Genomic DNA, 26,481 nt, shown 5'->3' on the forward strand with positions numbered 1-26,481 from the left:
TATGACATTCCTAATCTTAAAACTTATTCTAGCACATATTATTGGCGATTTCTTTTTACAACCTCAAAAATGGGTTAAGGATAAAGAAAAAAAGAAATTAAAATCCAAATGGCTATATATACATGTAGCTATACATATTGCATTAATGTTTCTTATTGTTTGGGATGTTACGCAATGGCAATTAATTTTAACTATAGGTTTGCTTCATTTTATTATAGATACTGGTAAAATTTTATTCCAAAATAAAAAAACCAAAAGACTTCTCTTTTTTATAGACCAACTATTACACTTAACAACAATTTTAGTTCTTGTACATCTATTTCTTGAAAAGAACATAGAGTTTAACATCTTAAACCAAGATACTTTATTACTTCTATTGTGTATCGCTTTTTTGACTCTGCCTACATCCATAATCATGAAGACCACTTTTTCTAAATGGGATATTTCAAAAATCACAAAGGGGAATGAATCGTTAAAAGATGCTGGGAAATATATAGGTATTCTAGAACGTCTTTTGGTATTTATCTTTATAATCGTAGGCCAATGGCCAGCTGTTGGGTTTTTAATTACAGCAAAATCGGTCTTTAGATTTGGAGATTTAACCGCTTCGAAAGAACGAAAGCTTACGGAGTATATATTGATTGGTACATTGATTAGCTTTGGAATTGCTGTCTTGATTGGTTTACTTTATTTAAACTTAAAGCAATGATTACAATTTCTTTTCTTAATTTTATAAATAACTGAAAATCATATTTATATGAAAAAAAATACGATTTATATAATTCTTCTCGTCTTGGTACTTACCGCATACTTTGGGTACAACTATATATATCAAGACCATAGAGATATTAGTACAGAAAATGCAGATTATACTATAAATGCTTCTGATTTTATTGCAGAATTTATAAACGACTCTGAAACAGCACAAACCAAATACCTAAATAAAACAATTGTCATAAATGGTGACATCACTGCTCAAACTAACAATAGTATTACACTGAATAATTCTATTTTTTGTAGCTTACTTGAATATAATACAATAAGCAAAGAAATTACTGTTTCAATAAAGGGTCGTTGTATTGGATACGACGATTTATTAGAAGAAATAAAGTTAGATCAATGTTCTTTAACCAAAATTAACCAATGAAAAAATCTACTATTCTATTATTACTGCTAATTATGGCAGCACCTCTATTTGCGCAAGATGATTTGCTTGACGAAATAGATCAAGACTCACCTGAAGATAATTACGCAACAGCGACATTTAAAGGACTTAAGATTGTAAATTTTGAATCCACTAAATTAACTTCTAAAAAAGAATTTACACTTGTTGTTGCCCACCGTTTCGGCACAATTAAGAACGGATTTGACAGTTTTTTTGGACTAGATGATGCCGTTACTCGACTAAACTTTATTTATGGCGTAAATGATTGGTTAAATGTCAGTGTGTCTCGTAGCTCTTTTCAAAAGATTTATGAAGGCGCTTTAAAATATCGATTAGTAAAACAGAAAGAGGGTGGTTCTCCATTTACAATTGTCGGTTATAACTCTATCTTAATTAATACTGCTTTAGACGAAACTAACTTACCCAAATTAGAGTTCGAAAATCGTTTGGGCTATGCTACTCAAATTCTTATCGCCAGAAAGTTTAACAAAAACTTATCGTTACAATTAGCACCAACGCTATTTCATGATAATTATGTAGTAGACAACACGCAAGACAATACCCAATATGCTATTGGAATTGGAGGTAGACATAAACTCACAAAACGATGGTCAGTAAATATAGATTACGGATGGCACCTTAACAGGTCTAGCGCTTCACCTTTTAAAAATCCACTGTCTATAGGTTTTGACTTAGAAACTGGCGGACATGTCTTCCAGATGCATTTTACAAACGCACAAGGGATGAACACAAATACCTTTTTAGGACAAGGCACAGGAGATTGGGGAGATGGTGATATCTTTTTTGGATTTAACTTAAGTCGCGTATTTTAAACAGAAGGAAAATGAAAAACTACAAATACATTATAGGATTATTTACAATTTTACTAACGTATAATTGTACAAGTGTTAGTGAAGAAGATTTAATAGATAACACACCACCACCAAGCTCAGTAAGCTTTAATGAAGATATTAGAGTGATTATGGAAAACAACTGTACGTTCTGTCACAGTAATCCCCCAACAAATGGAGCTACTACATCATTAGTAACCTATCAAAATGTTGTTGATGGTGTAAATAATAATAACCTTATTCAGCGTATATCTGCTCAACCTGGAGAAGGTGGAGCTATGCCTTTAGGAGGACCTAGATTACCACAAAACCTTATAGATTTAATAATTGAATGGGAAGCTCAGGGTTTTATTGATGATACGCCTCCACCTCCACCTGTGACATATGATGATGACATTAAGATTATTATAGATAACAATTGTACGTTTTGCCATGGTAATCCTCCAACTAATGGTGCCACGACACCATTAGTTACATATCAGAATGTTGTTGATGGTGTAAATAACAATAACCTTATTCAGCGTATATCTGCTCAACCTGGAGAAGGTGGTGCTATGCCTTTAGGCGGACCTAGATTACCACAAAACCTTATTGATTTAGTCACTGAATGGCAAGCACAAGGCTTTATTGAAAACTAATAATGGTATAGTTGTTGAACATGATGAACATAAATATATAAATATGAAAAATCTAATACTTACATTTTTATTACTACTTACATTGAGCATAGCCGCACAGAATAAGTATATTACAAAAACTGGTAGTGTAACATTTGAAGCTTCTGTACCTTCTTTCGAAGAAGTAAAAGCTACAAATAAGAACACTACTGCTATTATAAATACTGAAAATGGTGAGTTTGCTGCCCTCGTATTAGTGAAAGGCTTTAGATTTAAAAATGCCTTAATGGAAGAACATTTTAATGAAAACTATGCTGATTCTGATGAGTATCCAAAAGCAACTTTTAAAGGTCAGATTTCAAGTTTTTCAGTTGATGATTTAAATAATTCTAGTCAACAAAAACAATATAATGGCACAATGACCTTTCATGGAAAAACCAAGACTTTAAGTAATGAAGCCTTATCAATTTCAAAAAATACGGATGGAAGCCTAAAAATCACCGGCAAATTAAAACTAAATGTTGCCGATTTTGATATTGAAATTCCAAAAATAGTCAGTAACAAGCTCTCTAGAGAAGTAGATGTAACCTTTGAGTTTTTATTGAATAAAAAATAATTTTCTAAAATATTATTAAGAAAAAAAAGACCATCTCAATAAGATGGTCTTTTTTATATTTCAATTATATATTTATTGCTTGATAAAACGTTTTGTTTGCGTGGATTGGTCACTAGACAGTTTAACTAAATAAACACCTCTTCTCCAATTTCTAACGTCAATTGATGAATCATCTTTAGTCAATTGACCTCTATATATTTGTTTACCTAACACATCATAAACTTCAAGATTATAATCTCTACTAGCATCATATAAGATGCCAATATTTAAATCATTAGCACTTGGATTAGGAGAAATGGTGAATCTAGCTGGGTTTAATTGAAAATCTTCGTTGCTTAAAACAGTGTTAGCAACAGCCCCGCCACGACTATTATGAAAAGTAAAATTAGTATTACCTCCTCTTGCCCATATTACCGTAAATGAATCAACGGAAGCAGGAAAAATAAAATCATTAACATCACCAGTATTTCTAGCTCGAGAAGCTACGACTGTTCTTGAACCACCTGAAGTTGTATTTGAAGATATACTCCAATTATTCTGCGTGGCATCTAATCCAGGTTGACCATTAAATCCCGCCTGCTGTCTATCTGTAATAGCACCATTTGCATAAAAAATAACATCATCTCCACCAAATTGTGCCATACCGCCGCCACCGCTGTAAGAATCATTTGTAGGAGACACTGCAAAACCAACATTGTCAGGACCAATCATCGTCACTGTAACAGTTGTAGATGTGATATCAAACTTTACTGTAAAATTTCCAGGAATCAAATCTATAGTTCCTGTTGTCCAAGTTTGAGAAAACGCAAAACTTGTGGCAATTAAAAAGCATAATAAAGTAATTTTTTTCATAGTATCACGATTTTTGAATATTTAGCAATTTATTTAATTTTTCATCATTATGAGCAATGGCATAATCCATAGCAGATTTATTGACATTGTTTTTTATAGTAAAATCCGCATTTGCATTGACTAATTTTTCGACAATAACATAATTTTTAAATAAAACAGCATAATGCGCAGCTGTGACGCCTTGCTCGTCTGTAATATCTGGATTAACTTTATTCTGTAATAAAACATCTACAATATTATCATAACCCTTTACTGTGGCAGCCATCAAGGGTGAACCATAAGATGTTTTATCATTTAAATTTTTCACCTTATCAACTAAAAAAGATACTATATCTTCATGTCCATAATAACAAGCAAGTACCAATGGTGTATAACCAGATTCTTCTTGAATATTAACAACATTGCCATCAATATTATATAGTTTTATAACAGTATCTATATTACCTTGCCTACAAGCATCAAAAATATTCTCTTGTGCAGTGAGAGCTCCAAGGGTAAAAAACCATAGGGAGAAGATAAGTAGTTTTGTTTTCATTAATTTGGGTTAATAACCAAATTTATAAAAAAAAAGCATACCCTACCTATCTGAATATCATAAAATTACATTATTTACTTAAATACATCTTACGTCTAGAGTATAAATCATAAAATTCATCATCCTTTAAACTATCAATAAAAAGTATACTTTCTCCTGTACTTTTCATCTCTGGTCCAAGTTTTTTATTCACATTAGGGAATTTATTAAAAGAAAATACGGGTTGTTTAATGGCATAACCGTCTAATTGAGGATTAAAATCAAAATCGGTCACCTTTTTTTCGCCTAACATAACCTTAGTCGCATAGTTGACATAAGGTTCTTTATAAGCTTTTGCGATAAATGGCACCGTACGCGAAGCTCTTGGGTTAGCTTCTATGATATATACCATATCATCTTTTATTGCAAATTGAATATTTATTAAACCAACTGTATTTAAAGCTCGTGCTATAGTATGTGTATGGTCAATAATTTGTTGCATTACCAAGTCTCCCAAGTTAAAAGCTGGCAATGTTGCATTACTATCTCCAGAATGGATTCCACATGGTTCAATATGCTCCATAATACCAATAATGTATACATTTCCATCTGCATCACATATCGCATCGGCTTCGGCTTCAATGGCACCATCTAGATAATGATCTAAGAGTAATTTATTATTAGGAATTTTATTTAATAAATCAACAACATGTTCTTCTAATTCTTGTTTATTAATAACAATTTTCATGCCTTGTCCTCCAAGTACGTATGAAGGTCTAACCAAAATCGGAAAGTTAAGCTTATCTGCTACAGCTAAGGCTTCATCAGCTGTTTCTGCAGTATCAAACTCTGGATAAGGAATATTGTTATCCTTCAATAAGGTCGAAAAACTTCCACGATCTTCAGCTACATCTAATGCCTGATACGTAGTTCCCATAATTTTAATACCATAACGCTCAAGCTTTTCTGCTAATTTTAAGGCAGTTTGCCCACCAAGCTGTACAATAACACCTTCTGGCTTTTCATGCTGAATAATATCGTAGATATGTTCCCAGAAGACAGGCTCAAAATATAGCTTGTCTGCAGTATCGAAATCAGTAGAAACGGTTTCTGGGTTACAATTAATCATAATCGTTTCGTAACCACACTCCGCAGCAGCTAACACACCGTGTACACAACAATAATCAAATTCAATACCTTGTCCTATTCTATTTGGTCCTGAGCCTAAAACAATGATTTTCTTTTTATCAGTGACTACACTTTCGTTAGCCACAGTGACTGTTCCGTCAGGGAACTCCATTTCACTCTCAAAAGTAGAATAGTAATATGGTGTCATTGCCTTAAATTCAGCAGCGCATGTATCTACTAACTTATATACACGATTTATCTTAAGCTCTTTTCTTTTGTTATAAACTTGACTTTCTAAACAACCCAACATATGTGCTATTTGCCTATCTCCATATCCTTTTTGTTTAGCTTCAAGCAATAACTCACGGTCTATATTTTCAATTTTATATGTTGAAATTTCCTTTTCTAGTTGAAATAGTTCTTCATACTGTTTCAAGTACCACATATCAATCTTAGTGATATCATGAATACGGCTTAAAGGAATTCCCATAGCAATGGCATCGTAAATTACAAATACGCGGTCCCAACTTGCATAGGTTAATTTTTCAATAACTGTATCATAGTCTTTATAACCTTTACCATCAGCACCTAAGCCATTTCTTTTTATCTCTAATGATTGCGTTGCTTTATGAAGTGCCTCTTGAAAAGAGCGCCCTATTCCCATAACTTCTCCAACAGCCTTCATTTGAAGTCCTAATGTTCTATCAGAACCTTCGAACTTATCAAAATTCCAACGAGGAATCTTTACAATAACGTAATCTAATGTTGGCTCAAATAAAGCAGAAGTTGACTTTGTTATTTGATTATCTAACTCATCTAAAGTATAACCGAGTGCTAACTTAGCAGCAATTTTAGCGATTGGATATCCTGTTGCTTTACTTGCCAATGCTGAAGAACGTGATACACGTGGATTAATTTCTATCGCAATAATTTCCTCTTGATCATCTGGACTCACTGCAAACTGAACATTACATCCTCCAGCAAAATCACCGATACTACGCATCATGTGAATTGCCATATCACGCATTTTTTGCTGTGTTTTATCAGATAATGTCATTGCCGGTGCTACTGTAATAGAATCTCCCGTATGGATGCCCATTGGGTCCATGTTTTCTATAGTACAAATAATAACAACATTATCATTTTTGTCACGAAGTAGTTCTAATTCATATTCTTTCCAACCCATCATAGCCTTGTCTATCATGACTTCATGAATTGGTGATATCTCTAATCCTCTAGTTAATGCTTCATCAAATTCTGCTTCATCATATACAATTGAAGCTCCTGCCCCACCTAAAGTAAAGGAAGCTCTAATACATAAGGGAAAACCAAATTCTTGAGCAATTTCTTTTCCTTTTAAAAATGAAGTTGCAGTTTCTTGAGGAGCCATACCTACTCCAATCTCTAACATGAGTTCTCTAAACTTCTCTCTATCTTCAGTAATATTAATTGCATCAATATCTACACCAATAATATCAACACCAAAATCTTCCCAAATCCCTTTTTCATCTGCCTCTATGCAAAGGTTTAATGCAGTTTGTCCACCCATTGTTGGTAAAACAGCATCAATATGTGGATGCTCCTTTAAAATCTGTATAATTGATTTAGTAGTTAATGGTAAAAGGTAAACATGATCCGCCATCGTAGGATCAGTCATTATTGTTGCTGGGTTAGAGTTTATAAGAATGGTTTCAATTCCGTCTTCACGTAGAGAACGTAAAGCTTGAGAACCTGAGTAATCAAATTCGCAAGCTTGACCAATGACAATAGGTCCAGAACCAATAAGTAAAATAGATTTGATGTTTTTGTTTTTTGGCATGTTATTAGTTATTTGGTTTACAAAAATAAATATCGTTTGGGTACAAAAAAAGGCGTTACACCTAAGTAACGCCTTTAAAATATTAACAATTGTTAATCATTATTTTTTATGTCTTAAATCTGAAGATACAGATAATCTTTTTCTTCCTTTAGCTCTACGACGTGCTAAGACTTTTCTACCATTAGCAGAAGCCATTCTTTCTCTGAAACCATGTTTGTTCCTTCTCTTTCTTTTTGACGGTTGAAACGTTCTTTTCGGCATGTCTTATATATTTAAAATCTTATATTATTATTGATATTTGGGTGCTATCCCAAAACTGCGTGCAAATATACAACAACTTTTTACTTTACCAAGCGTCAAATTAAAATAATTTTTAATTGTTTTTCTTACCTTTGCCATCCGCAAATTATAACAATACATATGTTTAATAAAAATATAAAACTAGTCATTGCTGCAGCTATTATTGCGTTTGCAGTTTATCAATTTACCGAAGGCGAAATAGGCAATGGTATCATGTATATACTACTATCATTGATATTCATTTTTTTATACTTTAAAAACGAAATGATTCTACTTGCTTTTTTAAGATTAAGAAAGCAAGATTTCCCAGGCGCAAAAAAGTGGTTAGACAAAATAAAAAATCCTAAAGGTGCTTTGGTTAAAAAACAACAAGGCTATTTAAATTACCTATACGGTGTTATGGTTTCGCAGACCAATATGAATGAAGCTGAAAAATATTTCAAAAAAGCCATTAATCTTGGTCTTTCTATGGACCATGATTTAGCGATGGCAAAATTAAATTTAGCAGGAATTGCTTTTAGTAAACGTAGAAAGCAAGAAGCGCAAAAACTATTAGCTGAAGCTCAGAAATTGGATAAACGTGATATGCTAGCTGACCAAATAAAGATGATGAAACAGCAAATGAAAAAAGCTGCTATCCCAAAACAACAATACGGACAACCAACGTCGTCAAGACAAAATAGACGTAGTAGACGATAAATAAAAAGCTCAATTCTAAGAATTGAGCTTTTTATTTTACTTATAATATCCTTCTTTAGGGATTTCTATAGTATATAATTTTCTCGATTTATTATTTAAGTGTTTCTCTCTTAACCAAGGGTTATGAATTTTTAGAATCTTATAATTAATCCCAAAACGTTTAGCAAATTGCGAGAAATCTGTAACTGCTGTATCAACTTCAACCTTATAAGTAGGGATATAACTATATAAATCACTTTTATTGAAATTGAAGCCATACTTAGATGGATTATTCATAATTTCTTTCAAGGCTAAAATCCTAAAAACATATCTCTCGGTTTCATCTGGCAATAGCGCATCATAATAACTATCAACCTGTTGTGCTTTAAGACGTTTAGATACACCATAAATTCCTGCGTTATATGAAGCAGCAGCTAAAGTCCAACTCCCAAAACGTTCTTTTGCCTTCTTCAAATATTCTGCTGCAACTTTTGTCGATTTTTCTATGTGATAACGCTCATCAACATTTTTGTTTATTTCCAACCCATATTCTTTACCTGTTTCACGCATAAAATGCCACATTCCTGCAGCTCCAGCACTAGAAGTTTCATCAATAAATCCACTTTCCGCCAAAGCTAAAAATTTAAAGTCGTCCGGTATATTATGCTTTTCAAGTAATGGTTCTAATAAAGGAAAATATTTTTGAGCTCGTTTTAATAAAAGTAACCCATTAGATTGCCAATATGTATTTACCAAAAGTTCCCTATCCATACGTTCATAGATGTCTGGATTCTCAATAGGAACTGATTCGCCTGCAAAGTTTAAACCTTCTGGCATTTCTAGTGCATATATATTGTAATCATTAACTAATGGAGTCTTTTTCTCTATCATCACTTCATCTGAAGGTGCTTTCTGCATACCAAAAATGAAGAAACCAGAAACGGCAACTAAACCTATTATCGAAAGTATGTTTTTAATAATTTTCATAAGAATTTCTTTTGTTTTAAATGTATTAAATAAACTACTGTTTATCAAGCTTCTTGCAATATAAGTTTTGGTAAATTTTCGTTAAACCACTTATATTTATTTATAATCATAATATGTGTACCGCCTTTAATAATAATACAATTACCATCAGTTGAATGAGGAAAAACGAAGTCTTTATCACCATGGATATAGATAGCTTGACTATTAGGAGCCTCTTGATTCCAACAAACAACTTCCTTAATGGCCCAATCCAAATACACCTTATCGTTAACTGAAAGATATTTTTTATAGAGTTCTACACGCTTTTTAATGGTTTCTCCAAAAGCATATTTTGCCAATAAATCTACATTACTAACAAGTTGAGTAGGCAATATTTTATAAGCTTTTGTGTACTTCAAAAGCTTTAATCGCTTAGGGAGCTCATGATGTGATTTTACACTAGACACAACAAAAAGCTTTCGTAAAGACATATGTTTACTCATTTCTTGAACCAATATACCACCAAAAGAAACACCTAAAAGCACAGGATTAACATGTGCAATATCCTCAATCATACGCTTAGCGTAAGACTCAAGAGATTCATTCTTAATTGGTATCTTCCACTCTAACCAATGTATTTCAAATTGATCCTCAGGCAATCTAATGTGTTCAAAAATAGAAGGATTAGCAGCCATTCCTGGCATTAAATACACATGTATCATTTGATTCTTCATCTTAATATTAAAATCCTAAGATTATTAATTAAATATCATAAAAAATAAATAGTTAAACACCTGCTATAGTGCTATTTAACACATATTCTCCTTGAAAGTGCTATATTTTTTGTACATTTGCACAAATCTATCGAAAATATAGAATCTACCCTAGCCAACCGCTAATTTAAAACACAAAAGATTATGACAGAGACCGCTGAGTTAATTGACAATGAATTCTTACGTCAATTTGAATTAAAGGTTGAAAATGAAATGGCAGTTATTGAATACTCTTTGCAAGAACGCAAGATATTTTTAACTAAACTTATTATCCCCGAAACTATTAGAACTAGAGAATTTGAGCTTGAGTTTATTGATTTGGTGTTTAGCAACATTAAAGAACGTAACATCTGTGTGGTGCCAACAAGCCCAGAAATAGCTAAATTTGTTAGAGCTAATAGAAAATACAAACGTATGTTGCCTGTAGGTATAAGAATATAGATAATACATAACCTTTAACAAAACCGAAGCAAATGCTTTGGTTTTTTGTTTTTATATAACTTTACTCTTTTATATAGCTTAAAACCAAATCTTTGGTTTCAATAACTTCAGTAAAGTCTATATTATAAATATTTATAGCATCTTCAAAAACTCGTGTCAATTGCTTACCGCTAAAATGGTACTCTTCTCCATTTGGCTCTATTATTACTTTATCATCTAAAACCTTAAAATTCGTTGCAAAACCTATACTTCCTTTATTACATTCTACATCGAAGACATACTTATCTCCATTCTTAGAAATTTTTACTGTCGGATTATAGGTGTTAATAGCATTTATAGTTCCATTTTTAAAAATGGTTAACATTTCCTTATTCTCACAGCTGGCTTCATCGAGTAGATTAGAACTCTTAATAGTATCATTATCTAGGTCCATTTCTATATCTATGTGCCAAGAAGATAACTTCCATTCTCCTAATAGAGGATTCTCATCTTCACAGGAAGCATTCATGAAAATGGTTAAGAGAACAAGAATAGTTTTTAGAGTGCTTTTCATAGTATTGAAAACCAGTATGTAGTTTATTAATAATCCCGGGCAAATCTAGTTTTTAAAATCGAAACGGACTAGTCCATCATCATCAATTTTAGTAAGCTTTATTTTATGAATGGTATTCACTAATTCTGGATTCCATGGTGCTTTTACCTTGACATAGTTTTCAGTAAATCCATGAATATAGCCTTCTTTATTTTCTCCTTCAAATAAAACTGTAGACTCAGTCCCTAACTGACTTTCATAAAAAGCACGACGTTTTTTTACAGAAAGGCCGCGTAACATTTTACTTCGTTTTGCTCTAATATTTTTTGGTACAACGCCTTCATAATTTGCAGCTTCGGTATTGTCACGTTCAGAATATGTAAATACGTGCAAGTATGAAATATCTAATTCACTTAGGTAATTATAAGTATCTAAAAATAAGTCATCTGTTTCGCCTGGAAAACCAACAATAACATCCACCCCAATACATGCATGAGGCATGACTTCTTTTATTTTTGAAACTCTATCCGTATATAGTTCGCTCATGTAGCGGCGTTTCATTTTTTTAAGTAATACATTACTACCGCTTTGCAATGGGATGTGAAAGTGTGGTACAAACGCTCTGGATTTTGAAACCAAATCAATAGTTTCATTTTTTAAGAGATTCGGTTCTATTGATGAAATTCTTAAACGCTCTATTCCTTCGACCTTATCTAATTTGGAAACTAGGTCTAAAAAAGTATGTTCGTGTTTTTTGTTGCCAAACTCACCTTTACCATAATCACCAATATTAACACCCGTTAATACAATTTCTTTTATTCCTTTTTGAGATATTTCCTTAGCATTATTAAGTACATTTCGCATGGTATCACTTCGAGAAATCCCTCTAGCTAATGGAATTGTACAATACGTACATTTATAATCACATCCATCTTGTACTTTTAAAAACGCGCGTGTTCTATCGCCTATTGAGTAACTACCCACATAGAAATCTGCTTCTTCAATTTCGCAAGAATGGACTTCTCCAAAGTCATTTTTGGATAGGTCATTGATATAGTCAGTAATTTTGAATTTTTCTGTTGCTCCAAGTACTAAATCTACGCCATCAACCTCAGCTAATTCTTCAGGCTTTAACTGAGCATAGCAGCCTACAGCTGCAACAAACGCGTCTGCATTTGCCTTTTGCGCTTGCTTAACTATTGTTTTAAAACGCTTATCTGCATTTTCTGTGACAGAACATGTGTTTATAACATAGATATCTGCTTTTTCTTTAAACTCTACTCTATCAAATCCTTCATCATTGAAGTTTCGGGCTATCGTAGAAGTTTCTGAAAAATTTAGTTTACAGCCTAAAGTATAAAAGGCAACTTTTTTTCTAGCGTTCATTCTTGTATTTTTACTCGATAATCGAGTTTTATATTTAAAAGCTTTTGTAAGTTTTGTAAAGTCTTTTCCTTTATCAATAACTTTAGTTAGCTTCAAAAGTTTATTTCAAGGCCACAAATTTACAACTAATACACAAAATGCTAAAACAAATATTAGGCTTTACTTCTCACAAAACCAGTAAAATAATTTTTGTTTTACTATTAGTTTTGATTTCTTCCTGTTCAAAAAATAAATCATCTGTTAAAGACCACTTAGTCTTTAGATATAACGAGCACCGTAATATAAGCTCGCTTGACCCCGCATTTTCAAAAGATTTAGCAGACATATGGGGTACAAATCAACTTTTTAATGGTCTAGTACAAATGGATGATGCGCTTAATGTAAAACCAGCTATAGCAGAATCTTGGCAAGTTACAGATAGTGCAAAAACCTATACATTTAACTTAAAGAAAGGTGTATACTTCCATAAACATTCTCTTTTTGGAAGTGACTCTACAAGAACAGTTAAGGCTTCTGATTTTGAATATAGTTTCAATAGACTAAAAGATAAAAAAATAGCATCTCCTGGAAGCTGGACTCTAAACAAGGTGGACAACTTTTATGCTAAAAATGATACGACTTTTATTATAAAACTCAAGCAACCGTTTCCAGCATTTTTAGGGTTATTGACTATGAAATACTGCTCTGTTGTTCCTAAAGAGATTGTTGAACATTACGGTTCTGATTTTAGGTCAAATCCGATTGGTACAGGACCATTTACATTTAAACGGTGGGAAGAAAACATTAAATTAGTTTTGAGACGAAACCAAAACTATTTTGAAAGTACACCCGATGGAACCCAATTACCATATCTTGAAGCTGTAGCTGTTACTTTTTTGCCAGATAAGCAAAGTGAGTTTTTACAATTTGCACAAGGAAATATTGATTTTGTATCTGGCTTAGATGCTTCATACAAAGATGAAATACTGACTTCAAAAGGCACTTTAAAGGATAATTACTCAAGTGATGTAAACATGATTCGTGGTCCATATTTAAATACTGAATATCTAGGTTTTTTTATGGAAAGTGATTTAAGTGAAGTACAATCTCAAAAAATCAGACAAGTTGTAAACTTAGGTTTTAACCGTAAAAAGATGATTACTTATTTACGCAATGGCATTGGAATTCCTGCAAATGGCGGATTTATACCAAAAGGTTTACCAGGTTATAACAACACTATAGGTTATAGTTACAATCCAGAAAAAGCAAGAGTATTACTCAATGAGTTTAAAAAAGAAACAAACATAACTTCTCCAAAAGTAACATTGACAACTACTAGTAATTACCTAAACTTTTGTGAATATATCCAGAGAGAGCTCCAAAAAATAGGGTTAGACATTACAGTAGATGTAATTCCTGCATCTAGTTTAAAGGATCTTAAGGCTAATGGTCAACTAGATTTTTTTAGAGCTAGTTGGATTGCCGATTATCCTGATGCTGAGAATTATTTATCACTCTATTACAGTAAAAATTTTGCACCTAATGGTCCAAATTACACACATTTTAAGAACAGTGTTTTCGACAATTTATATGAGCAATCCTATTTAGAAACTAATACAGAAGAGCGCACTAAGCTCTATACAAAAATGGATAGTTTAGTTATGCAATCTGCACCTATTATTCCTTTGTTCTACGATGAAGTAGTAAGGTTTACCAGAAAAAATGTAAAAGGTTTAGGTATCAATGCTACCAACTTACTAGACCTTAAAACTGTAAAAAAGGCTAAAATTCAATAGAATACTTAATCTCTCCTAAATTTTTGTGTGATTTCGAAAACATGTTCTAAAATAGATTTATCTATTTCCGCGAAGTTAACACCTCTTCTTTTCATAACAACTTCGGCAACTTCAAAAGCTTTATTGGTTTTGTATGTTACAAAGCCTTTACTTCCTCCCCAAGAAAAACTCGGTACAAAATTACGTGGAAAACCGCTTCCAAAAATGTTAGAACTTACACCAACAACAGTACCTGTATTAAACATTGAATTAATACCACATTTACTATGATCTCCCATCATTAATCCACAAAACTGTAATCCTGTTCTAGCAAAACCTTCTGTATTATAATCCCATAGACGAACTTCAGCATAATTGTTTTTTAAATTAGAATTATTAGTATCTGCTCCTAAATTACACCATTCACCTAAAACAGAGTTACCCAAAAACCCATCGTGACCTTTATTTGAATATCCAAAAATCACTGAATTATTGACTTCTCCTCCGATTTTACTATAAGGTCCAATAGTAGTAGGTCCGTAAATTTTTGCTCCTAATTTCAATACACTATTACTACACAATGCAAATGGCCCACGTACCAAACTGCCTTCCATTATTTCAGAATCTCTTCCTATATAAATAGGTCCAGAACTAGCATTAAGAGTAGCGAAATTAATTTTTGCGCCTTTTTCAATAAAGATTTGCTCTGGATTTATAGTGTTTACAGTAGATGGAATAGCTTGCGATTTTCGATTTTTAGTAATTAATTCAAAATCATCAGTGATGGCCTCTCCATTTTTTGAAAAGATATCCCAAGTATGCTCAATTTTTACAATATCATTTTGAAATTCAATAGCTTCAAAATTTGAAAAACCATCATGCTCTGCACCTTCTTCAACACAAAATGCAATAACATCTTCGTCTTTAAAAATGGCTTGATTAATTTTTAGCTCCTTTAAAATGGCTATAATTTCATGATTTGGTAAATAGGAAGCGTTAATCATTGTATTAACTTCCATTTCTACCATTGGGAACTTCTCAGATAAATAATCTTCCGTAACTGTAGTTGTTGTATAATCTAAATAAGACTCCCACTTTTCTCTAATGGTTAAGATACCAACTCTTATGTCAGCGACTGGTCTCGTATATGTAAATGGCAACAGATTATTTCTGTTAGGACCATCAAAAAGGATATAATTCATTGATTATTGAATTTATGTAAAAATAAAAAAGCCTTTCTGTTAAGGAAAGGCTTTTTGTAAATATCTGTAAACTAGGTTTATTTTTTAAACTTAGCGTATTTGTTTTTGAATTTATCAATACGTCCAGCAGTATCTACTAATTTAGATTTACCAGTATAGTATGGATGAGAAGTTCTAGAAATTTCTAGTTTTACTAATGGGTACTCAACACCATCAACCTCAATTGTTTCTGCTGTATCTGCTGTAGATTTAGTTAAAAACACTTCGTCGTTAGACATGTCTTTAAACGCTACTACTCTATAATTTTCTGGATGTATACCTTTTCTCATCACTAAATGCTTTATAATATTTTCGATTTTTTCGAGGTGCAAATTTAATTATTTTTTATAAATCTACAATGTTTTTCTTCTTTTTTATTTTAAAGATTTTTGTAACAATTCTCTATCTTTGAGTACTAACTAACTGATTAACTAATAAACTCTATCAACTCATGGAAAAATCTTTAAAATCTTCAGCTATTAATTACGGTCTTTATCTTGGACTAACTTTAGCAGCAGTTAATATCATTGCTTATGTCGTAGACATAAAACTCTTTAACAGTATATGGGTATTAGTAGCGATACTTGTTTCTATAATAGCGTATGGAATCATATCAATAAACTCATCTAAAAAAATGCTAGGTGGTTTTATCTCTTTTAAAAAAGCATTTACATCTTATTTCATAACTGTAGCACTAGGACTTTTTATAAGCACAGTAGTGTATTTCTTAATTTTTAATGTTGTTGATACCGAATCAGCTCAAGTTTTAGCCGAAATGCAAATTGAAAATCAAGTAAAAATGATGGAAAATTTTGGTGCACCACAAGCATCAATTGATGAAGCAGTAGCCAAACTAGAACAAAACAATCCTTTTTCAATTGGTAATCAATTTCTAGGTTATGCTATATTCTTAACTATAATGAGCTTAATTGGACTTATAGTAGCGGCAGTAACTAAAAAGAATGACCCTAATGAAGCTTAATTATTTTATTTACATTTGATGTCTAAACATTAGACAACAAAATACATGAATATATCTATAGTCATTCCGCTTTTAAACGAAGCTGAGTCGCTAACAGAATTACACGATTGGATTGTATCAGTGATGCAGTCCAATTCGTTTTCTTATGAAATTCTGTTTATTGATGATGGCAGCACAGATAATTCATGGCAAATTATATCTACACTTTCTCAAAAAGATAATAACGCAAAAGGTATTCGATTTTTACAAAATTTTGGAAAATCTCAAGCACTACACGCTGGTTTTGCAAAAGCAAAAGGTGACGTCGTTATTACTATGGATGCCGATTTACAAGATAATCCTGAAGAAATTCCAGAATTATATCAAATGATTATTAAAGATAAATTTGATTTGGTTTCTGGTTGGAAGAAAAAACGCTACGATTCAGTAATTGCTAAAAATTTACCTTCAAAATTATTTAATTGGGCAGCCCGAAGAACTTCAGGAGTAAAATTACATGATTTTAATTGCGGTTTAAAAGCCTATAAAAATGCTGTTGTAAAAAATATTGATGTCAATGGTGAGATGCACCGATACATTCCAGTACTAGCAAAAAATGCTGGTTTTAAAATTATTGGAGAAAAAGTTGTGAAACATCAAGCTAGAAAATATGGTACAACCAAATTTGGGATGAATCGTTTTATAAATGGCTTCTTAGATTTATTAACCATTTGGTTCATTTCAAAATTCGGTAAACGTCCAATGCATTTGTTTGGTGCACTTGGAGTTATCATGTTTTTAATTGGGTTTACATTTGCATTTTACATGGGTATCGATAAACTTTTTATTAATCCAACTGGTCGACTAATTACCCAACGTCCAACATTTTATATCGCTTTGGCTACAATGATAATAGGCACTCAATCTTTTATTGCAGGATTCCTTGGAGAGCTTATTTTGCGCTCTAAAAGAGATAACAAACGCTATCTCATAAAAGAGAATTTAAATCTCGATTAAAATACGTCTACATTCTACTTACTCCATTATTGTAATTATGTACTTTTGCACACAGAATACAATTAAACATGCTATATATAGAACCTGAAATATTAGAAAAAGTAAATGTTTGGTTAACACCAACTTTTGATAAAGACACTCAAGAGAAAGTTAACAGAATGATTGCAGGTAACCCTAAAGAACTTAAAGAAAGTTTTTATAAAAACTTAGAATTTGGCACTGGAGGAATGCGAGGTATTATGGGTGTTGGCAATAACCGTATCAACAAATATACTCTAGGAAAAAATACTCAAGGCCTCAGTAACTATTTGAAGCAAACTTTCCCTGGAGAACAGCTTAAAGTGGCTATCGCCTATGACTGCAGACACAACAGTAAAGCATTTGGTCAAGTTGTAGCGGATGTATTTTCTGCCAATGGTATTCAAGTATATTTATTTGAAGACTTAAGACCTACACCAGAGCTATCATTTGCTTTAAAACACTTCGACTGTCACTGTGGTATTGTATTAACTGCTTCTCACAATCCTCCAGAATATAATGGCTATAAGGTCTATTGGCAAGATGGTGGGCAACTTGTTCCACCTCAAGATGCAGAGATTATAGCAGAAATAAATGATTTGGATTATTCTGAAATTAAGTTTGATAGCAATTCTAATTTAATAGAATTTATAGGCAAAGACGTTGATGATGTTTTTATAGATGCATCTGTTAAGAATGGAAGTTTCAATACAACTCAAGACGCAAAAGACAATCTCAATATTGTATTTACTTCATTACATGGTACATCAATTACTTCAATTCCTGAAACCTTAAAACGTGCAGGTTATAACAATGTAAACATTGTTGAAGAACAAGCAGAACCAAATGGTGATTTCCCAACAGTAACTTCTCCAAATCCTGAAGAACCAGCTGCACTAAAAATGGCTATGGAATTAGCCGAAAAAGTTAATGGTGATATTGTTATTGGCACAGATCCAGATAGTGACCGGGTTGGTATTGCCGTAAGAGATTTAGAAGGGGAAATCTCATTACTTAACGGCAACCAAACCATGATAGTGATGACTGAATTCTTATTAAAACAATGGCAAAATGAAGCAAGACTAAAAGGAAAAGAATTTATTGGCTCTACTATAGTTTCAACGCCAATGATGAGTGTTCTTGCCGACGCTTACAATACCGAAATTAAAATAGGACTTACCGGTTTTAAATGGATTGCTAAGATGATTAAAGACTTCCCTGAGTTAGATTTTATTGGTGGTGGAGAAGAAAGTTTTGGCTTTATGGTTGGCGATTTTGTTAGAGATAAAGATGCCGTGACCTCAACACTATTAGCATGCGAAATTGCAGCTCAAGCTAAGGCAAATGGGAGTTCGTTTTATGAAGAATTAATTAAGCTTTATGTAAAACACGGTTTTTACAAAGAACGATTAGTATCGCTTGTTAAAAAAGGAATTGAAGGTGCAGAGGAAATTAAACAAATGATGATTGATGCTAGAGAAAATCCTTTAAAGGAAGTCAATGGTGAAAGAGTGGTACTAATTGAAGATTATAAGCTATCTATGGCAAAGAACCTTCAAACCCATGAAGAATATAAACTTGACATCCCTAAATCTAACGTCTTAATTTACTACACAGAAAATGGAAGTAAAATAGCATTGAGACCAAGTGGTACAGAACCAAAAATAAAATTCTATATTAGTGTTAACACAACACTTGACAATATGTCTGACTTTAGCAAAACGGAGCAGTTATTGGAATCTAAGATTGATGCTATTTTAAAAGACATGAATATATAGATGAATTATTTTAAACAAATTTTAAGGTTTGCCAAGCCATATAAGCGTTACGCCGTTCTCAACATAATAAGTAATGTTTTTTATGCGCTTTTTGGAACTTTATCAATGATTTCTTTATTTCCAATGCTCAAAGTATTATTTGGTGATACAAAGCCATTAAATATTGAGCCTGTATGGAAAGGTCTAGGAAACATAACAACCTATGGAGAACAATACCTCAACTATTTTGTGACTCAGAAAAAAGCAGAAGGAAGTGACGATGTACTTATTTTTATGGTCATTCTTATAGTAACTACCTTTTTACTTAAAAACTTATTCGGTTATCTAGCAATGTTTTTTATAACATTTCTTAGAAATGGAGTTTTAAAAGATATGCGTAATGAATTATATGAAAAAACGATAAGCCTACCTATATCGTTTTATTCCGAAAAACGAAAAGGTGATACAATGTCTCGTATTTCTACCGACGTACTTGAGATACAACATTCATTCCTTTCTATACTTGAACTTATTGTAAGAGAACCACTAATGATTCTTTTTACAATTGCTTCCATGTTTCTTATAAGTGCAAAGCTCACAGTATTTGTATTTATATTTATTCCTGTTAGTGGCTTTTTAATATCATTAATTGGTAAAAGTTTAAAACGAAAATCCGATAAAGTACAGAAAGAGCAAGGGTTCTTTTTATCTATACTTGAAGAAACCCTCTCTGGACTTAAAGTAATAAAAGGGTTTAATGCTGAAAAAATTTTTGGAAAACGATTTGAGGATTCTACAGAGCGATTTTACAGATTTTCTAATAGTCTTTTAAATAGACAAAATTTAGCTGGTCCAACAAGTGAATTTTTAGGTATAACTGTTATTGCCGTTTTGTTATGGTATGGTGGCCAAATGGTTTTACAAGACCAATCTTTAGACCCTGGTTTATTTCTAGTTTATATGGGCTTAGCATACAACATCCTCACACCAGCAAAAGCAATCAGTAAAGCAAGTTATAGCGTTAAAAAAGGTAATGCTGCCGCAGAGCGTGTTTTAGAAATTTTAAATACCGATTCGCCATTAGAAGACAAACCAAATGCAAAATCAAAAGACAATTTTACTTCAGAAATTGGTATTAACAATATTTCATTTAAATACGAAGACGATTTAGTTTTAAAGAACTTTTCGCTCAAAGTCCCAAAAGGCAGAAGTGTTGCTCTTGTGGGGCAATCTGGAAGTGGAAAAAGTACTATTGCCAATTTGGTAACACGTTTTTATGACGTAAACCAAGGTAATATTGCTATTGATGGTGAGGATATACGTGACTTAAAAAAATCTTCTCTTCGGGGATTAATGGGCTTAGTAACCCAAGATTCTATTCTATTTAATGATACCGTAAAAAATAATATTCTAATCGGCAAAGAAGATGCCTCTGATGATGAAGTTATAGAAGCACTTAAAATTGCCAATGCTTGGGAGTTTGTAAAAGATTTACCAAATGGTATTAAAACCAATATTGGTGATGCTGGTGGTAAATTATCTGGTGGGCAAAAACAACGCCTTAGTATTGCACGCGCTGTGCTAAAAAACCCACCAATCATGATTTTGGATGAGGCCACTTCTGCACTAGATACTGAGAGCGAACGTCTGGTACAAGTTGCATTAGAGAATATGATGAAAAACAGAACATCAGTTATTATTGCCCATCGTTTATCTACTATACAAAATGCTAATCAAATCGTAGTGATGTCTAAAGGTGAGATTGCCGAACAAGGAACTCATGAAGAGCTATTAGCAAAAGGTGGTGTGTACAAAAAACTAGTAGAAATGCAGAGTTTCGAGTAATTCTATAAAAATTCAATATATTTTAAACCTTTTCTAATTACCTTAGTCAAAGCAACAAATCAAAAGTTTTTTGACGGACGAATTAGACCTAATAACGCGCTTAAAAGATACCGCTACCAAAGACACTGCTTTTAGAGAGCTTTTAAGCCTCCATAAAGAACGGTTGTATTGGCATATTCGTAAGATTGTTATTAGTCATGATGATGCGGATGACGTACTTCAAAATACATTTATAAAAGTGTTTCGCAGTATCGATAAATTTAAAGGCGATAGTAAACTGTATTCATGGATGTATCGTATTGCTACAAATGAGTCGATTACACATATTAATAAAAATGCAAAGCAACTAAAGATTTCTAACGAAGAAATTCAGAATAATGCCATAAATAATTTGCAAGCAGACGTTTACTTTGAGGGTGATGAGATTCAGTTAAAACTTCAGAAAGCAATAACTAGTTTACCTCAAAAGCAGCAAATGGTTTTTAATATGAGATATTTTGACGATATGAAATACAAGGAAATGTCTGAAATCTTGGACACAAGTGAAGGTGCCTTAAAAGCTTCATATCATATCGCAGTTAAGAAAATAGAATTGTTTTTAACTTCAGATTAAACCTTTTAGTAATCTAGAAGTCATAGGAATAGGAAATGAAAGAAGATAAATTACATAACATTAATTCAACTGGGTTTAAGGCTCCAAAAGACTATTTTGAATCCTTTGACCAAAAGCTAATGCAGCGCTTAGAAGAAGACACTTCTATAAAAGGTATTACTGCTACAGGATTTAATGTACCTAAAGATTATTTTGATACAGTTGAAGCAAAAATTATTGACAAAGTCAATGAAGAGAACAAAACAAAAGTCATAAGTTTATTCTCAAGAAAAAACATGTATTATGTTTCTGGTATAGCTGCTTCTCTCCTATTGTTTTTTGCTATTTTTATTAATACGAACAACACAGAAGAGTTATCCATAGAAATGGTAGAGAATTACTTTATAGATAGTGATTTAGACACATATGATTTGGCAGAATTATTAACCGAAGCAGACGTTTTAGAAGAAGACTTTACATTAGTTGAAACAAATTATAGCGAAGAAAATCTAGAAGAATACTTATTAGAAAATGCAGATATCGAAGCTATTTTAGAATAAAAAACAATTAAAATGAAACAAATAATTACTTTACTCTTAATTTTTGCAGGACTTTCAAGTTTTGCACAGCCACCTCAAGATGGAAAAATGAGGGATAAAATAAAAGCTCAAAAAGTTGCTTTTATTACTGAAAAATTAGAGTTAACTACGGATGAAGCTCAGAAATTCTGGCCAATCTACAATCAATTTGACGACACTTCGAATAAAATTAAGTCTGACTATTTCAGACCAATTATGCGTAAAATGCGTAGAAATCAAGATGTATCGGATAGTGAAGCTAATTCTTTTTTAGAACAAATAATTGAGGGAGAAAATAGAATGCACCAAGCAAAACAAAAACTTTTGAAAGATTTAAAATCTGCTATCCCTTCAAAGAAAATTATACGTCTAAAAGTGGTCGAAGATCAGTTTAATAAATACCTTATTAAACAACTTGATAAATTCAGAAAAAACCGTAAAAAAGATTAAAAAAAGAAGCCCAGTTGGGCTTCTTTTTTATTTAAACACAAGTTTACTTATACGTCCGCGACCAGCAGCATAGGCAATAGAATCGTTTAAAAATCTGATAGTGTAAAAACCTTCATCACTTAGATGCTTCCACGATTCTCCGTTATTATTGCTATAATCAATACCTTTAAAACCAACAGCCACCAATTCTTGAGCATTACTATTTGGTATATACTGCACACAACTTCTATAACCTGGTGATTGTCCATCAGCTAAAACTTGCCATGTTTTCCCACCATCTTGTGTTCTTATCTTGTTAGATAGTGTGTCATTAGGTTTTGTATAATCGCCTCCAATAGCAAATCCATTTTTAGCATCATAAAAATCTAGAGAATACATTCCTGTAGTCGGTTTGCCCTGTACAATCGGTGTATCATATACCTCCCATGACTTCCCTTTATCTGGAGAATACATAATGCGACTAGCCATACCTCCAGTGGCAATCCAAGTCTCATCACCAACTATAGCAATATTAGTATCGCTTGCCGCAAATGCGGCTTCGCCTTCTACTGCTTTTGGTAGATCTCCACAAGATAGTTTAGTCCATGACTCACCGCCATCACGTGTTATAATAATACTTATACAATCTTCCGTTGGGTCACCCATGGCTATACCTTCTTTATCGTTCCAAAAATCTATAGAGTCGTAGAATGCTTTTAGATGATCTTCTTGATATCTCACTGAGTAATTGTCCATATCCACTTTAAATAATATCCCTGGACTTGAAATACTAATTAAGAATGTTCCATTTTCTGTTAAAGCTAACGAGCGAAAATTTGGAATTAAACTATCGTACATAATTCTATTAGCAATACCAACTCTATCGTTCTTTAAAGACAACCCACCATATCTTCCATCTGAAGTTGCGAAAACACCTTGATTTTCTTCTCTATATATTTCCAAAGCCCTAACATTCAATAGAGAGTCTTGTAATAGAGTCTGTATTTCAACTTTTGATATCGGAGATTTGGCTTCAATATTATTTATGTTAGACTTTTTTGTTTTATCACATGAAAAGCAAATGACAATTAAAACATATAAAATGAGATTTCGCATTATTTCTAATTTTCATCTAAAATAAAAAAGCTTTGCGGTTGTTCCACAAAGCTTTTTAACAAACTTCAAAAAAATCAAACTAAAACTAACCTCGTCTAGGTCTTCTACCTTGACCATTTGATCTTGGAGGACTTTTTAATTCGTCTTCTGTTAAAAATCCATCTTTATTTTTATCAACTTTATCAAAATCCTGACGCAATGGTCCTTTAACTTCTTTCTTACTAATTTTTCCATCCTTATTATCATCCATCATTTCTAGTAGTTCTGCATAACTTGGTGGTCCTCCAGGATTTCCGTTTGGTCTATTGCCTTGTGCTTGCGGTCCACGCTGTTCTTCAAATTCACCCATTAAACAACGACTAACATAAGGAAAAGTATTAGTGACCATATACATATACTTACCATTAATAGTAATACCATTACATTCATCTAAATCACCATAACCATCTATATATTCAAAATCACTACCGTAAGTACCATCATGATGCCCATTAACATCTATCTTTAATTTTTGCTTTGGATTTTCGTAAGTACAATCCTCACCCTCTCTATTTCCATCTAATGCTTTGTAGCTTGGCTTGTATTTACCACTTTTTGAGTAATACATAGGAAATCCGTCATGGGCAAAACCAATATGAATCAAATCTTCTCCTTCGTCTAAATCCTTAACAACAGATGTTGGCACTCCATGATAATGATATGCTCCTGTAGGTTGCACATGCGCATGATTAAAGTCCAGTCCTAAATCTATAACATCTTGTAATGCCTCTACTCGATAATTCTCACCAGTATCACATGCTACAACTTCCGCAGTTTGAGGCTCAAATTTAACACCATTAATAGCTACACCAGGTTCTCTTGCCCAAGTAGCTTTACCAGTATATTTTGGGTTTAGCGGAAATTTGTATGTCTTACTCTGCTCAGATATTGTATTTGGATTTCCTTGATTAGGGAAAACTCCTGTGTTATGATTAGGCAAAGAATTTGTAGTCATTATACGTTGACCATTAATAATTTTTACTTCGGTTTTTGTACCATAAGTTTCATCTTCTAAAGTATAATTACCCATATATGATTGGTTACTTTCTCCTATGATTGCATGACTATGTGTAATATCATTATGAGAATGATGATCAATTTCGGATTGGTTATTACAGCTAATAAATAATAAAAAAAATGGAGCTATCAGAAAGTACTTCATAATTAAAGATTGATTGTTTTTATACTATGACTTAAAAACTATTTTAAGGTTTAATTGAAGGTTAATAATTAGCAAAATCATTAAATAGTATTACCTTTGCACGCTATTATTTTAGTACTATGCGACTACACAGAAACTTATGCTTTGCGGTAATTGATGGGTTACACCTTATTTTCAATGAAGGTGAATATGCCGATAAGGTTGTACAACAACTTTTAAAGCGAGATAAACGCTGGGGAAGTCGCGATAGAGGTTTTGTAGCAGAAACAGTTTATCAAATTGTAAGATATAAGAGATTATATGCAGAAATAGCAGACGTCAAAGAGCCTTTTCATAGAGATAACTTATGGCGGATTTTTGCGGTTTGGGCTACCTTGAGAGGCATCACACTTCCAGATTGGAAATATTTTACAGACACTCCAACAAGAAAGATAAAAGGGAGATTTGATGAGCTTTCTAAAACTAGAAAACTAAGAGAGTCCATTCCCGACTGGATGGAGAATTTAGGTCTTGAAGAATTAGGCGAAAAACTATGGACTGCAGAAATTGCAATGCAAAATCAGCAAGCAGACGTTATTCTTAGAGTAAATACTTTAAAAACTACTAAAAAAGATTTACAGCTCAAACTACAATCCGAGGATATTGAAACAGAGTTTTTACCTAATCATCCATCAGCCTTAAAATTAGTAGAACGTGCAAATGTTTTTAAAACCGAAGCCTTTAAAAATGGTTGGTTCGAGGTACAAGATGCATCTTCGCAGTTAGTTGCTGACTTCTTAGATGTAAAACCGGGCATGAAAGTTGTAGATGTATGTGCAGGTGCAGGTGGTAAAACATTGCATTTGGCATCTTTGATGGAAAACAAAGGGCAAATCATTGCCATGGATATTTACGAAAGTAAATTGAAGAAGCTTAAAATTAGAGCACGTAGAAATGGTGTTCATAATATTGAGCTTAAAGTAATAGAGTCTACTAAACCTATTAAGAAATTACATGGTAAAGCCGATAGATTATTAATAGATGCACCATGTTCTGGTTTAGGGGTTTTAAGACGTAATCCTGATGCAAAATGGAAATTACAACCTGAGTTTATAGATAATATTAAGAAAACGCAAGAGGAAGTTTTAGAGCAATACTCAAAAATGGTAAAAGATGGCGGAAAGATGGTTTACGCTACATGTTCTATTTTACCATCTGAAAATGAAAAACAAGTTGAAAAATTCTTAACTTCGGAAAGCGGAAAGAACTTTAAACTTATAAAAGATAAAAAAATATTAGCCCACAAATCTGGCTTCGATGGCTTTTATATGGCCTTGCTAGAAAAAAACAATTAA

Annotated in this window: 28 protein-coding genes; 16 read left to right on the forward strand and 12 right to left on the reverse strand. The window is 32.5% G+C overall.

Annotated elements, in window-relative coordinates; genetic code table 11:
- The first annotated feature begins 1 nt into the window (after position 1).
- From Q0770_RS04485 to Q0770_RS04505, 5 genes are read left to right on the forward strand one after another with little or no spacing between them, the layout of a single operon-like run.
- A complete protein-coding gene (locus tag Q0770_RS04485) occupies positions 2-709 on the forward strand; it encodes a DUF3307 domain-containing protein (RefSeq protein WP_299114444.1) in 708 nt (235 codons plus the stop codon).
- A gap of 48 nt (positions 710-757) precedes the next feature.
- Positions 758-1,147: a hypothetical protein gene (locus Q0770_RS04490; RefSeq protein WP_299114446.1), complete on the forward strand. Its 390-nt coding sequence runs from the start codon at positions 758-760 to the stop codon at positions 1,145-1,147.
- Entirely contained in the window at positions 1,144-1,998 is an 855-nt protein-coding gene (locus Q0770_RS04495) for a DUF5777 family beta-barrel protein (RefSeq protein ID WP_299114448.1), read from the forward strand. The genes Q0770_RS04490 and Q0770_RS04495 overlap by 4 nt, the downstream gene beginning before the upstream one ends.
- A gap of 11 nt (positions 1,999-2,009) precedes the next feature.
- On the forward strand, positions 2,010-2,654 hold the full coding sequence (locus tag Q0770_RS04500) for a hypothetical protein (RefSeq protein WP_299114450.1): 645 nt from the start codon (positions 2,010-2,012) through the stop codon (positions 2,652-2,654).
- Positions 2,655-2,697: 43 nt separating this feature from the next.
- On the forward strand, positions 2,698-3,249 hold the full coding sequence (locus Q0770_RS04505; RefSeq protein ID WP_299114452.1) for a YceI family protein: 552 nt from the start codon (positions 2,698-2,700) through the stop codon (positions 3,247-3,249).
- Between the two features lie 72 nt (positions 3,250-3,321).
- On the opposite strand, the gene Q0770_RS04510 is transcribed toward Q0770_RS04505, so the two are convergent.
- The 4 genes from Q0770_RS04510 to rpmH all read right to left on the reverse strand — a co-directional run bounded on the left by Q0770_RS04510 (position 3,322) and on the right by rpmH (position 7,823).
- Positions 3,322-4,101 carry a T9SS type A sorting domain-containing protein gene (locus tag Q0770_RS04510; protein WP_299114455.1) on the reverse strand — a complete coding sequence of 260 codons (780 nt, stop codon included), beginning with the start codon at positions 4,099-4,101 and terminating at the stop codon, positions 3,322-3,324.
- Between the two features lie 4 nt (positions 4,102-4,105).
- Positions 4,106-4,636 (reverse strand): ankyrin repeat domain-containing protein, encoded by a 531-nt coding sequence (locus Q0770_RS04515; protein ID WP_299114457.1) that lies wholly within the window; start codon positions 4,634-4,636, stop codon positions 4,106-4,108.
- Positions 4,637-4,706: 70 nt separating this feature from the next.
- A complete protein-coding gene (carB, locus tag Q0770_RS04520; protein ID WP_299114459.1) occupies positions 4,707-7,562 on the reverse strand; it encodes a carbamoyl-phosphate synthase large subunit in 2,856 nt (951 codons plus the stop codon).
- Between the two features lie 99 nt (positions 7,563-7,661).
- Positions 7,662-7,823, reverse strand: coding sequence for a 50S ribosomal protein L34 (gene rpmH, locus Q0770_RS04525; protein WP_087491454.1), 162 nt, complete (start codon positions 7,821-7,823; stop codon positions 7,662-7,664).
- A gap of 159 nt (positions 7,824-7,982) precedes the next feature.
- Here rpmH and Q0770_RS04530 point away from each other — a divergent pair, with 159 nt between their 5' ends.
- Positions 7,983-8,561 (forward strand): DUF2892 domain-containing protein, encoded by a 579-nt coding sequence (locus Q0770_RS04530; protein ID WP_299114461.1) that lies wholly within the window; start codon positions 7,983-7,985, stop codon positions 8,559-8,561.
- 36 nt (positions 8,562-8,597) lie between these two features.
- On the opposite strand, the gene Q0770_RS04535 is transcribed toward Q0770_RS04530, so the two are convergent.
- Both Q0770_RS04535 and Q0770_RS04540 read right to left on the reverse strand, forming a co-directional pair.
- Positions 8,598-9,527 carry a lytic transglycosylase domain-containing protein gene (locus Q0770_RS04535; protein ID WP_299114463.1) on the reverse strand — a complete coding sequence of 310 codons (930 nt, stop codon included), beginning with the start codon at positions 9,525-9,527 and terminating at the stop codon, positions 8,598-8,600.
- 44 nt (positions 9,528-9,571) lie between these two features.
- Positions 9,572-10,240, reverse strand: a complete 669-nt coding sequence (locus tag Q0770_RS04540) for an alpha/beta hydrolase (RefSeq protein ID WP_299114465.1) — start codon at positions 10,238-10,240, stop codon at positions 9,572-9,574.
- 183 nt (positions 10,241-10,423) lie between these two features.
- On the opposite strand from Q0770_RS04540, the gene Q0770_RS04545 reads away from it, so the two are divergent.
- Positions 10,424-10,720 carry an N-acetyltransferase gene (locus tag Q0770_RS04545; RefSeq protein ID WP_188374843.1) on the forward strand — a complete coding sequence of 99 codons (297 nt, stop codon included), beginning with the start codon at positions 10,424-10,426 and terminating at the stop codon, positions 10,718-10,720.
- A 61-nt stretch (positions 10,721-10,781) separates the two neighbouring features.
- Here the strand turns inward: Q0770_RS04545 and Q0770_RS04550 are convergent, their stop codons facing one another.
- Complete coding sequence (locus Q0770_RS04550) at positions 10,782-11,273, reverse strand: hypothetical protein (protein ID WP_299114470.1); 492 nt, start codon at positions 11,271-11,273, stop codon at positions 10,782-10,784.
- 45 nt (positions 11,274-11,318) lie between these two features.
- The gene (gene mtaB, locus Q0770_RS04555; protein WP_299114472.1) at positions 11,319-12,638 is read right to left on the reverse strand and encodes a tRNA (N(6)-L-threonylcarbamoyladenosine(37)-C(2))-methylthiotransferase MtaB; all 1,320 of its coding nucleotides are present in this window, start codon (positions 12,636-12,638) and stop codon (positions 11,319-11,321) included.
- 137 nt (positions 12,639-12,775) lie between these two features.
- Between mtaB and Q0770_RS04560 the strand changes: the two genes are divergently transcribed.
- The gene (locus Q0770_RS04560) at positions 12,776-14,413 is read left to right on the forward strand and encodes an ABC transporter substrate-binding protein (protein WP_299114474.1); all 1,638 of its coding nucleotides are present in this window, start codon (positions 12,776-12,778) and stop codon (positions 14,411-14,413) included.
- A gap of 5 nt (positions 14,414-14,418) precedes the next feature.
- Here Q0770_RS04560 and Q0770_RS04565 read toward each other — a convergent pair whose 3' ends face one another.
- Together Q0770_RS04565 and Q0770_RS04570 are read right to left on the reverse strand one after the other, a co-directional pair.
- Positions 14,419-15,594, reverse strand: coding sequence for a GlmU family protein (locus Q0770_RS04565; protein ID WP_299114477.1), 1,176 nt, complete (start codon positions 15,592-15,594; stop codon positions 14,419-14,421).
- 77 nt (positions 15,595-15,671) lie between these two features.
- Positions 15,672-15,923, reverse strand: a complete 252-nt coding sequence (locus Q0770_RS04570; RefSeq protein WP_188374848.1) for a type B 50S ribosomal protein L31 — start codon at positions 15,921-15,923, stop codon at positions 15,672-15,674.
- Between the two features lie 161 nt (positions 15,924-16,084).
- On the opposite strand from Q0770_RS04570, the gene Q0770_RS04575 reads away from it, so the two are divergent.
- The 7 genes from Q0770_RS04575 (at position 16,085) to Q0770_RS04605 (ending at position 22,851) form a co-directional block, all read left to right on the forward strand.
- Complete coding sequence (locus Q0770_RS04575) at positions 16,085-16,615, forward strand: DUF4199 domain-containing protein (RefSeq protein WP_299114481.1); 531 nt, start codon at positions 16,085-16,087, stop codon at positions 16,613-16,615.
- A gap of 45 nt (positions 16,616-16,660) precedes the next feature.
- On the forward strand, positions 16,661-17,611 hold the full coding sequence (locus Q0770_RS04580) for a glycosyltransferase family 2 protein (RefSeq protein ID WP_299114483.1): 951 nt from the start codon (positions 16,661-16,663) through the stop codon (positions 17,609-17,611).
- 68 nt (positions 17,612-17,679) lie between these two features.
- Entirely contained in the window at positions 17,680-19,407 is a 1,728-nt protein-coding gene (locus tag Q0770_RS04585; protein ID WP_299114485.1) for a phospho-sugar mutase, read from the forward strand.
- Positions 19,408-21,231 carry an ABC transporter ATP-binding protein gene (locus tag Q0770_RS04590; protein ID WP_299114487.1) on the forward strand — a complete coding sequence of 608 codons (1,824 nt, stop codon included), beginning with the start codon at positions 19,408-19,410 and terminating at the stop codon, positions 21,229-21,231.
- Positions 21,232-21,301: 70 nt separating this feature from the next.
- Positions 21,302-21,844 carry an RNA polymerase sigma factor gene (locus Q0770_RS04595; RefSeq protein WP_299114489.1) on the forward strand — a complete coding sequence of 181 codons (543 nt, stop codon included), beginning with the start codon at positions 21,302-21,304 and terminating at the stop codon, positions 21,842-21,844.
- 35 nt (positions 21,845-21,879) lie between these two features.
- On the forward strand, positions 21,880-22,383 hold the full coding sequence (locus Q0770_RS04600) for a hypothetical protein (RefSeq protein ID WP_299114491.1): 504 nt from the start codon (positions 21,880-21,882) through the stop codon (positions 22,381-22,383).
- 12 nt (positions 22,384-22,395) lie between these two features.
- Positions 22,396-22,851, forward strand: coding sequence for a sensor of ECF-type sigma factor (locus Q0770_RS04605; RefSeq protein WP_299114493.1), 456 nt, complete (start codon positions 22,396-22,398; stop codon positions 22,849-22,851).
- A gap of 27 nt (positions 22,852-22,878) precedes the next feature.
- On the opposite strand, the gene Q0770_RS04610 is transcribed toward Q0770_RS04605, so the two are convergent.
- Positions 22,879-23,946, reverse strand: coding sequence for an oxidoreductase (locus tag Q0770_RS04610; protein ID WP_299114495.1), 1,068 nt, complete (start codon positions 23,944-23,946; stop codon positions 22,879-22,881).
- Positions 23,947-24,031: 85 nt separating this feature from the next.
- Positions 24,032-25,147, reverse strand: a complete 1,116-nt coding sequence (locus tag Q0770_RS04615; protein ID WP_299114497.1) for a YHYH protein — start codon at positions 25,145-25,147, stop codon at positions 24,032-24,034.
- A 119-nt stretch (positions 25,148-25,266) separates the two neighbouring features.
- Here Q0770_RS04615 and Q0770_RS04620 point away from each other — a divergent pair, with 119 nt between their 5' ends.
- Positions 25,267-26,481: an RsmB/NOP family class I SAM-dependent RNA methyltransferase gene (locus tag Q0770_RS04620; RefSeq protein WP_299114499.1), complete on the forward strand. Its 1,215-nt coding sequence runs from the start codon at positions 25,267-25,269 to the stop codon at positions 26,479-26,481.

The organism is uncultured Winogradskyella sp. (assembly GCF_947501905.1).
Lineage (GTDB): Bacteria > Bacteroidota > Bacteroidia > Flavobacteriales > Flavobacteriaceae > Winogradskyella.

What these genes read in the sequence shown, in the direction of transcription:
- Q0770_RS04505 (WP_299114452.1), top strand. Translation starts at nt 2,698, where the DNA reads ATGAAAAATCTAATACTTACATTTTTATTACTACTTACATTGAGCATA.
- Q0770_RS04580 (WP_299114483.1), top strand. Translation starts at nt 16,661, where the DNA reads ATGAATATATCTATAGTCATTCCGCTTTTAAACGAAGCTGAGTCGCTA.
- mtaB (WP_299114472.1), bottom strand. Translation starts at nt 12,638, where the DNA reads ATGAACGCTAGAAAAAAAGTTGCCTTTTATACTTTAGGCTGTAAACTA.
- Q0770_RS04585 (WP_299114485.1), top strand. Translation starts at nt 17,680, where the DNA reads ATGCTATATATAGAACCTGAAATATTAGAAAAAGTAAATGTTTGGTTA.
- Q0770_RS04490 (WP_299114446.1), top strand. Translation starts at nt 758, where the DNA reads ATGAAAAAAAATACGATTTATATAATTCTTCTCGTCTTGGTACTTACC.
- Q0770_RS04565 (WP_299114477.1), bottom strand. Translation starts at nt 15,594, where the DNA reads ATGAATTATATCCTTTTTGATGGTCCTAACAGAAATAATCTGTTGCCA.
- Q0770_RS04545 (WP_188374843.1), top strand. Translation starts at nt 10,424, where the DNA reads ATGACAGAGACCGCTGAGTTAATTGACAATGAATTCTTACGTCAATTT.
- Q0770_RS04500 (WP_299114450.1), top strand. Translation starts at nt 2,010, where the DNA reads ATGAAAAACTACAAATACATTATAGGATTATTTACAATTTTACTAACG.
- Q0770_RS04510 (WP_299114455.1), bottom strand. Translation starts at nt 4,101, where the DNA reads ATGAAAAAAATTACTTTATTATGCTTTTTAATTGCCACAAGTTTTGCG.
- Q0770_RS04530 (WP_299114461.1), top strand. Translation starts at nt 7,983, where the DNA reads ATGTTTAATAAAAATATAAAACTAGTCATTGCTGCAGCTATTATTGCG.
- carB (WP_299114459.1), bottom strand. Translation starts at nt 7,562, where the DNA reads ATGCCAAAAAACAAAAACATCAAATCTATTTTACTTATTGGTTCTGGA.
- Q0770_RS04620 (WP_299114499.1), top strand. Translation starts at nt 25,267, where the DNA reads ATGCGACTACACAGAAACTTATGCTTTGCGGTAATTGATGGGTTACAC.
- Q0770_RS04550 (WP_299114470.1), bottom strand. Translation starts at nt 11,273, where the DNA reads ATGAAAAGCACTCTAAAAACTATTCTTGTTCTCTTAACCATTTTCATG.
- Q0770_RS04600 (WP_299114491.1), top strand. Translation starts at nt 21,880, where the DNA reads ATGAAAGAAGATAAATTACATAACATTAATTCAACTGGGTTTAAGGCT.
- Q0770_RS04535 (WP_299114463.1), bottom strand. Translation starts at nt 9,527, where the DNA reads ATGAAAATTATTAAAAACATACTTTCGATAATAGGTTTAGTTGCCGTT.
- Q0770_RS04590 (WP_299114487.1), top strand. Translation starts at nt 19,408, where the DNA reads ATGAATTATTTTAAACAAATTTTAAGGTTTGCCAAGCCATATAAGCGT.
- Q0770_RS04515 (WP_299114457.1), bottom strand. Translation starts at nt 4,636, where the DNA reads ATGAAAACAAAACTACTTATCTTCTCCCTATGGTTTTTTACCCTTGGA.
- Q0770_RS04615 (WP_299114497.1), bottom strand. Translation starts at nt 25,147, where the DNA reads ATGAAGTACTTTCTGATAGCTCCATTTTTTTTATTATTTATTAGCTGT.
- Q0770_RS04570 (WP_188374848.1), bottom strand. Translation starts at nt 15,923, where the DNA reads ATGAGAAAAGGTATACATCCAGAAAATTATAGAGTAGTAGCGTTTAAA.
- Q0770_RS04540 (WP_299114465.1), bottom strand. Translation starts at nt 10,240, where the DNA reads ATGAAGAATCAAATGATACATGTGTATTTAATGCCAGGAATGGCTGCT.
- Q0770_RS04610 (WP_299114495.1), bottom strand. Translation starts at nt 23,946, where the DNA reads ATGCGAAATCTCATTTTATATGTTTTAATTGTCATTTGCTTTTCATGT.
- Q0770_RS04495 (WP_299114448.1), top strand. Translation starts at nt 1,144, where the DNA reads ATGAAAAAATCTACTATTCTATTATTACTGCTAATTATGGCAGCACCT.
- rpmH (WP_087491454.1), bottom strand. Translation starts at nt 7,823, where the DNA reads ATGCCGAAAAGAACGTTTCAACCGTCAAAAAGAAAGAGAAGGAACAAA.
- Q0770_RS04560 (WP_299114474.1), top strand. Translation starts at nt 12,776, where the DNA reads ATGCTAAAACAAATATTAGGCTTTACTTCTCACAAAACCAGTAAAATA.
- Q0770_RS04575 (WP_299114481.1), top strand. Translation starts at nt 16,085, where the DNA reads ATGGAAAAATCTTTAAAATCTTCAGCTATTAATTACGGTCTTTATCTT.
- Q0770_RS04485 (WP_299114444.1), top strand. Translation starts at nt 2, where the DNA reads ATGACATTCCTAATCTTAAAACTTATTCTAGCACATATTATTGGCGAT.
- Q0770_RS04605 (WP_299114493.1), top strand. Translation starts at nt 22,396, where the DNA reads ATGAAACAAATAATTACTTTACTCTTAATTTTTGCAGGACTTTCAAGT.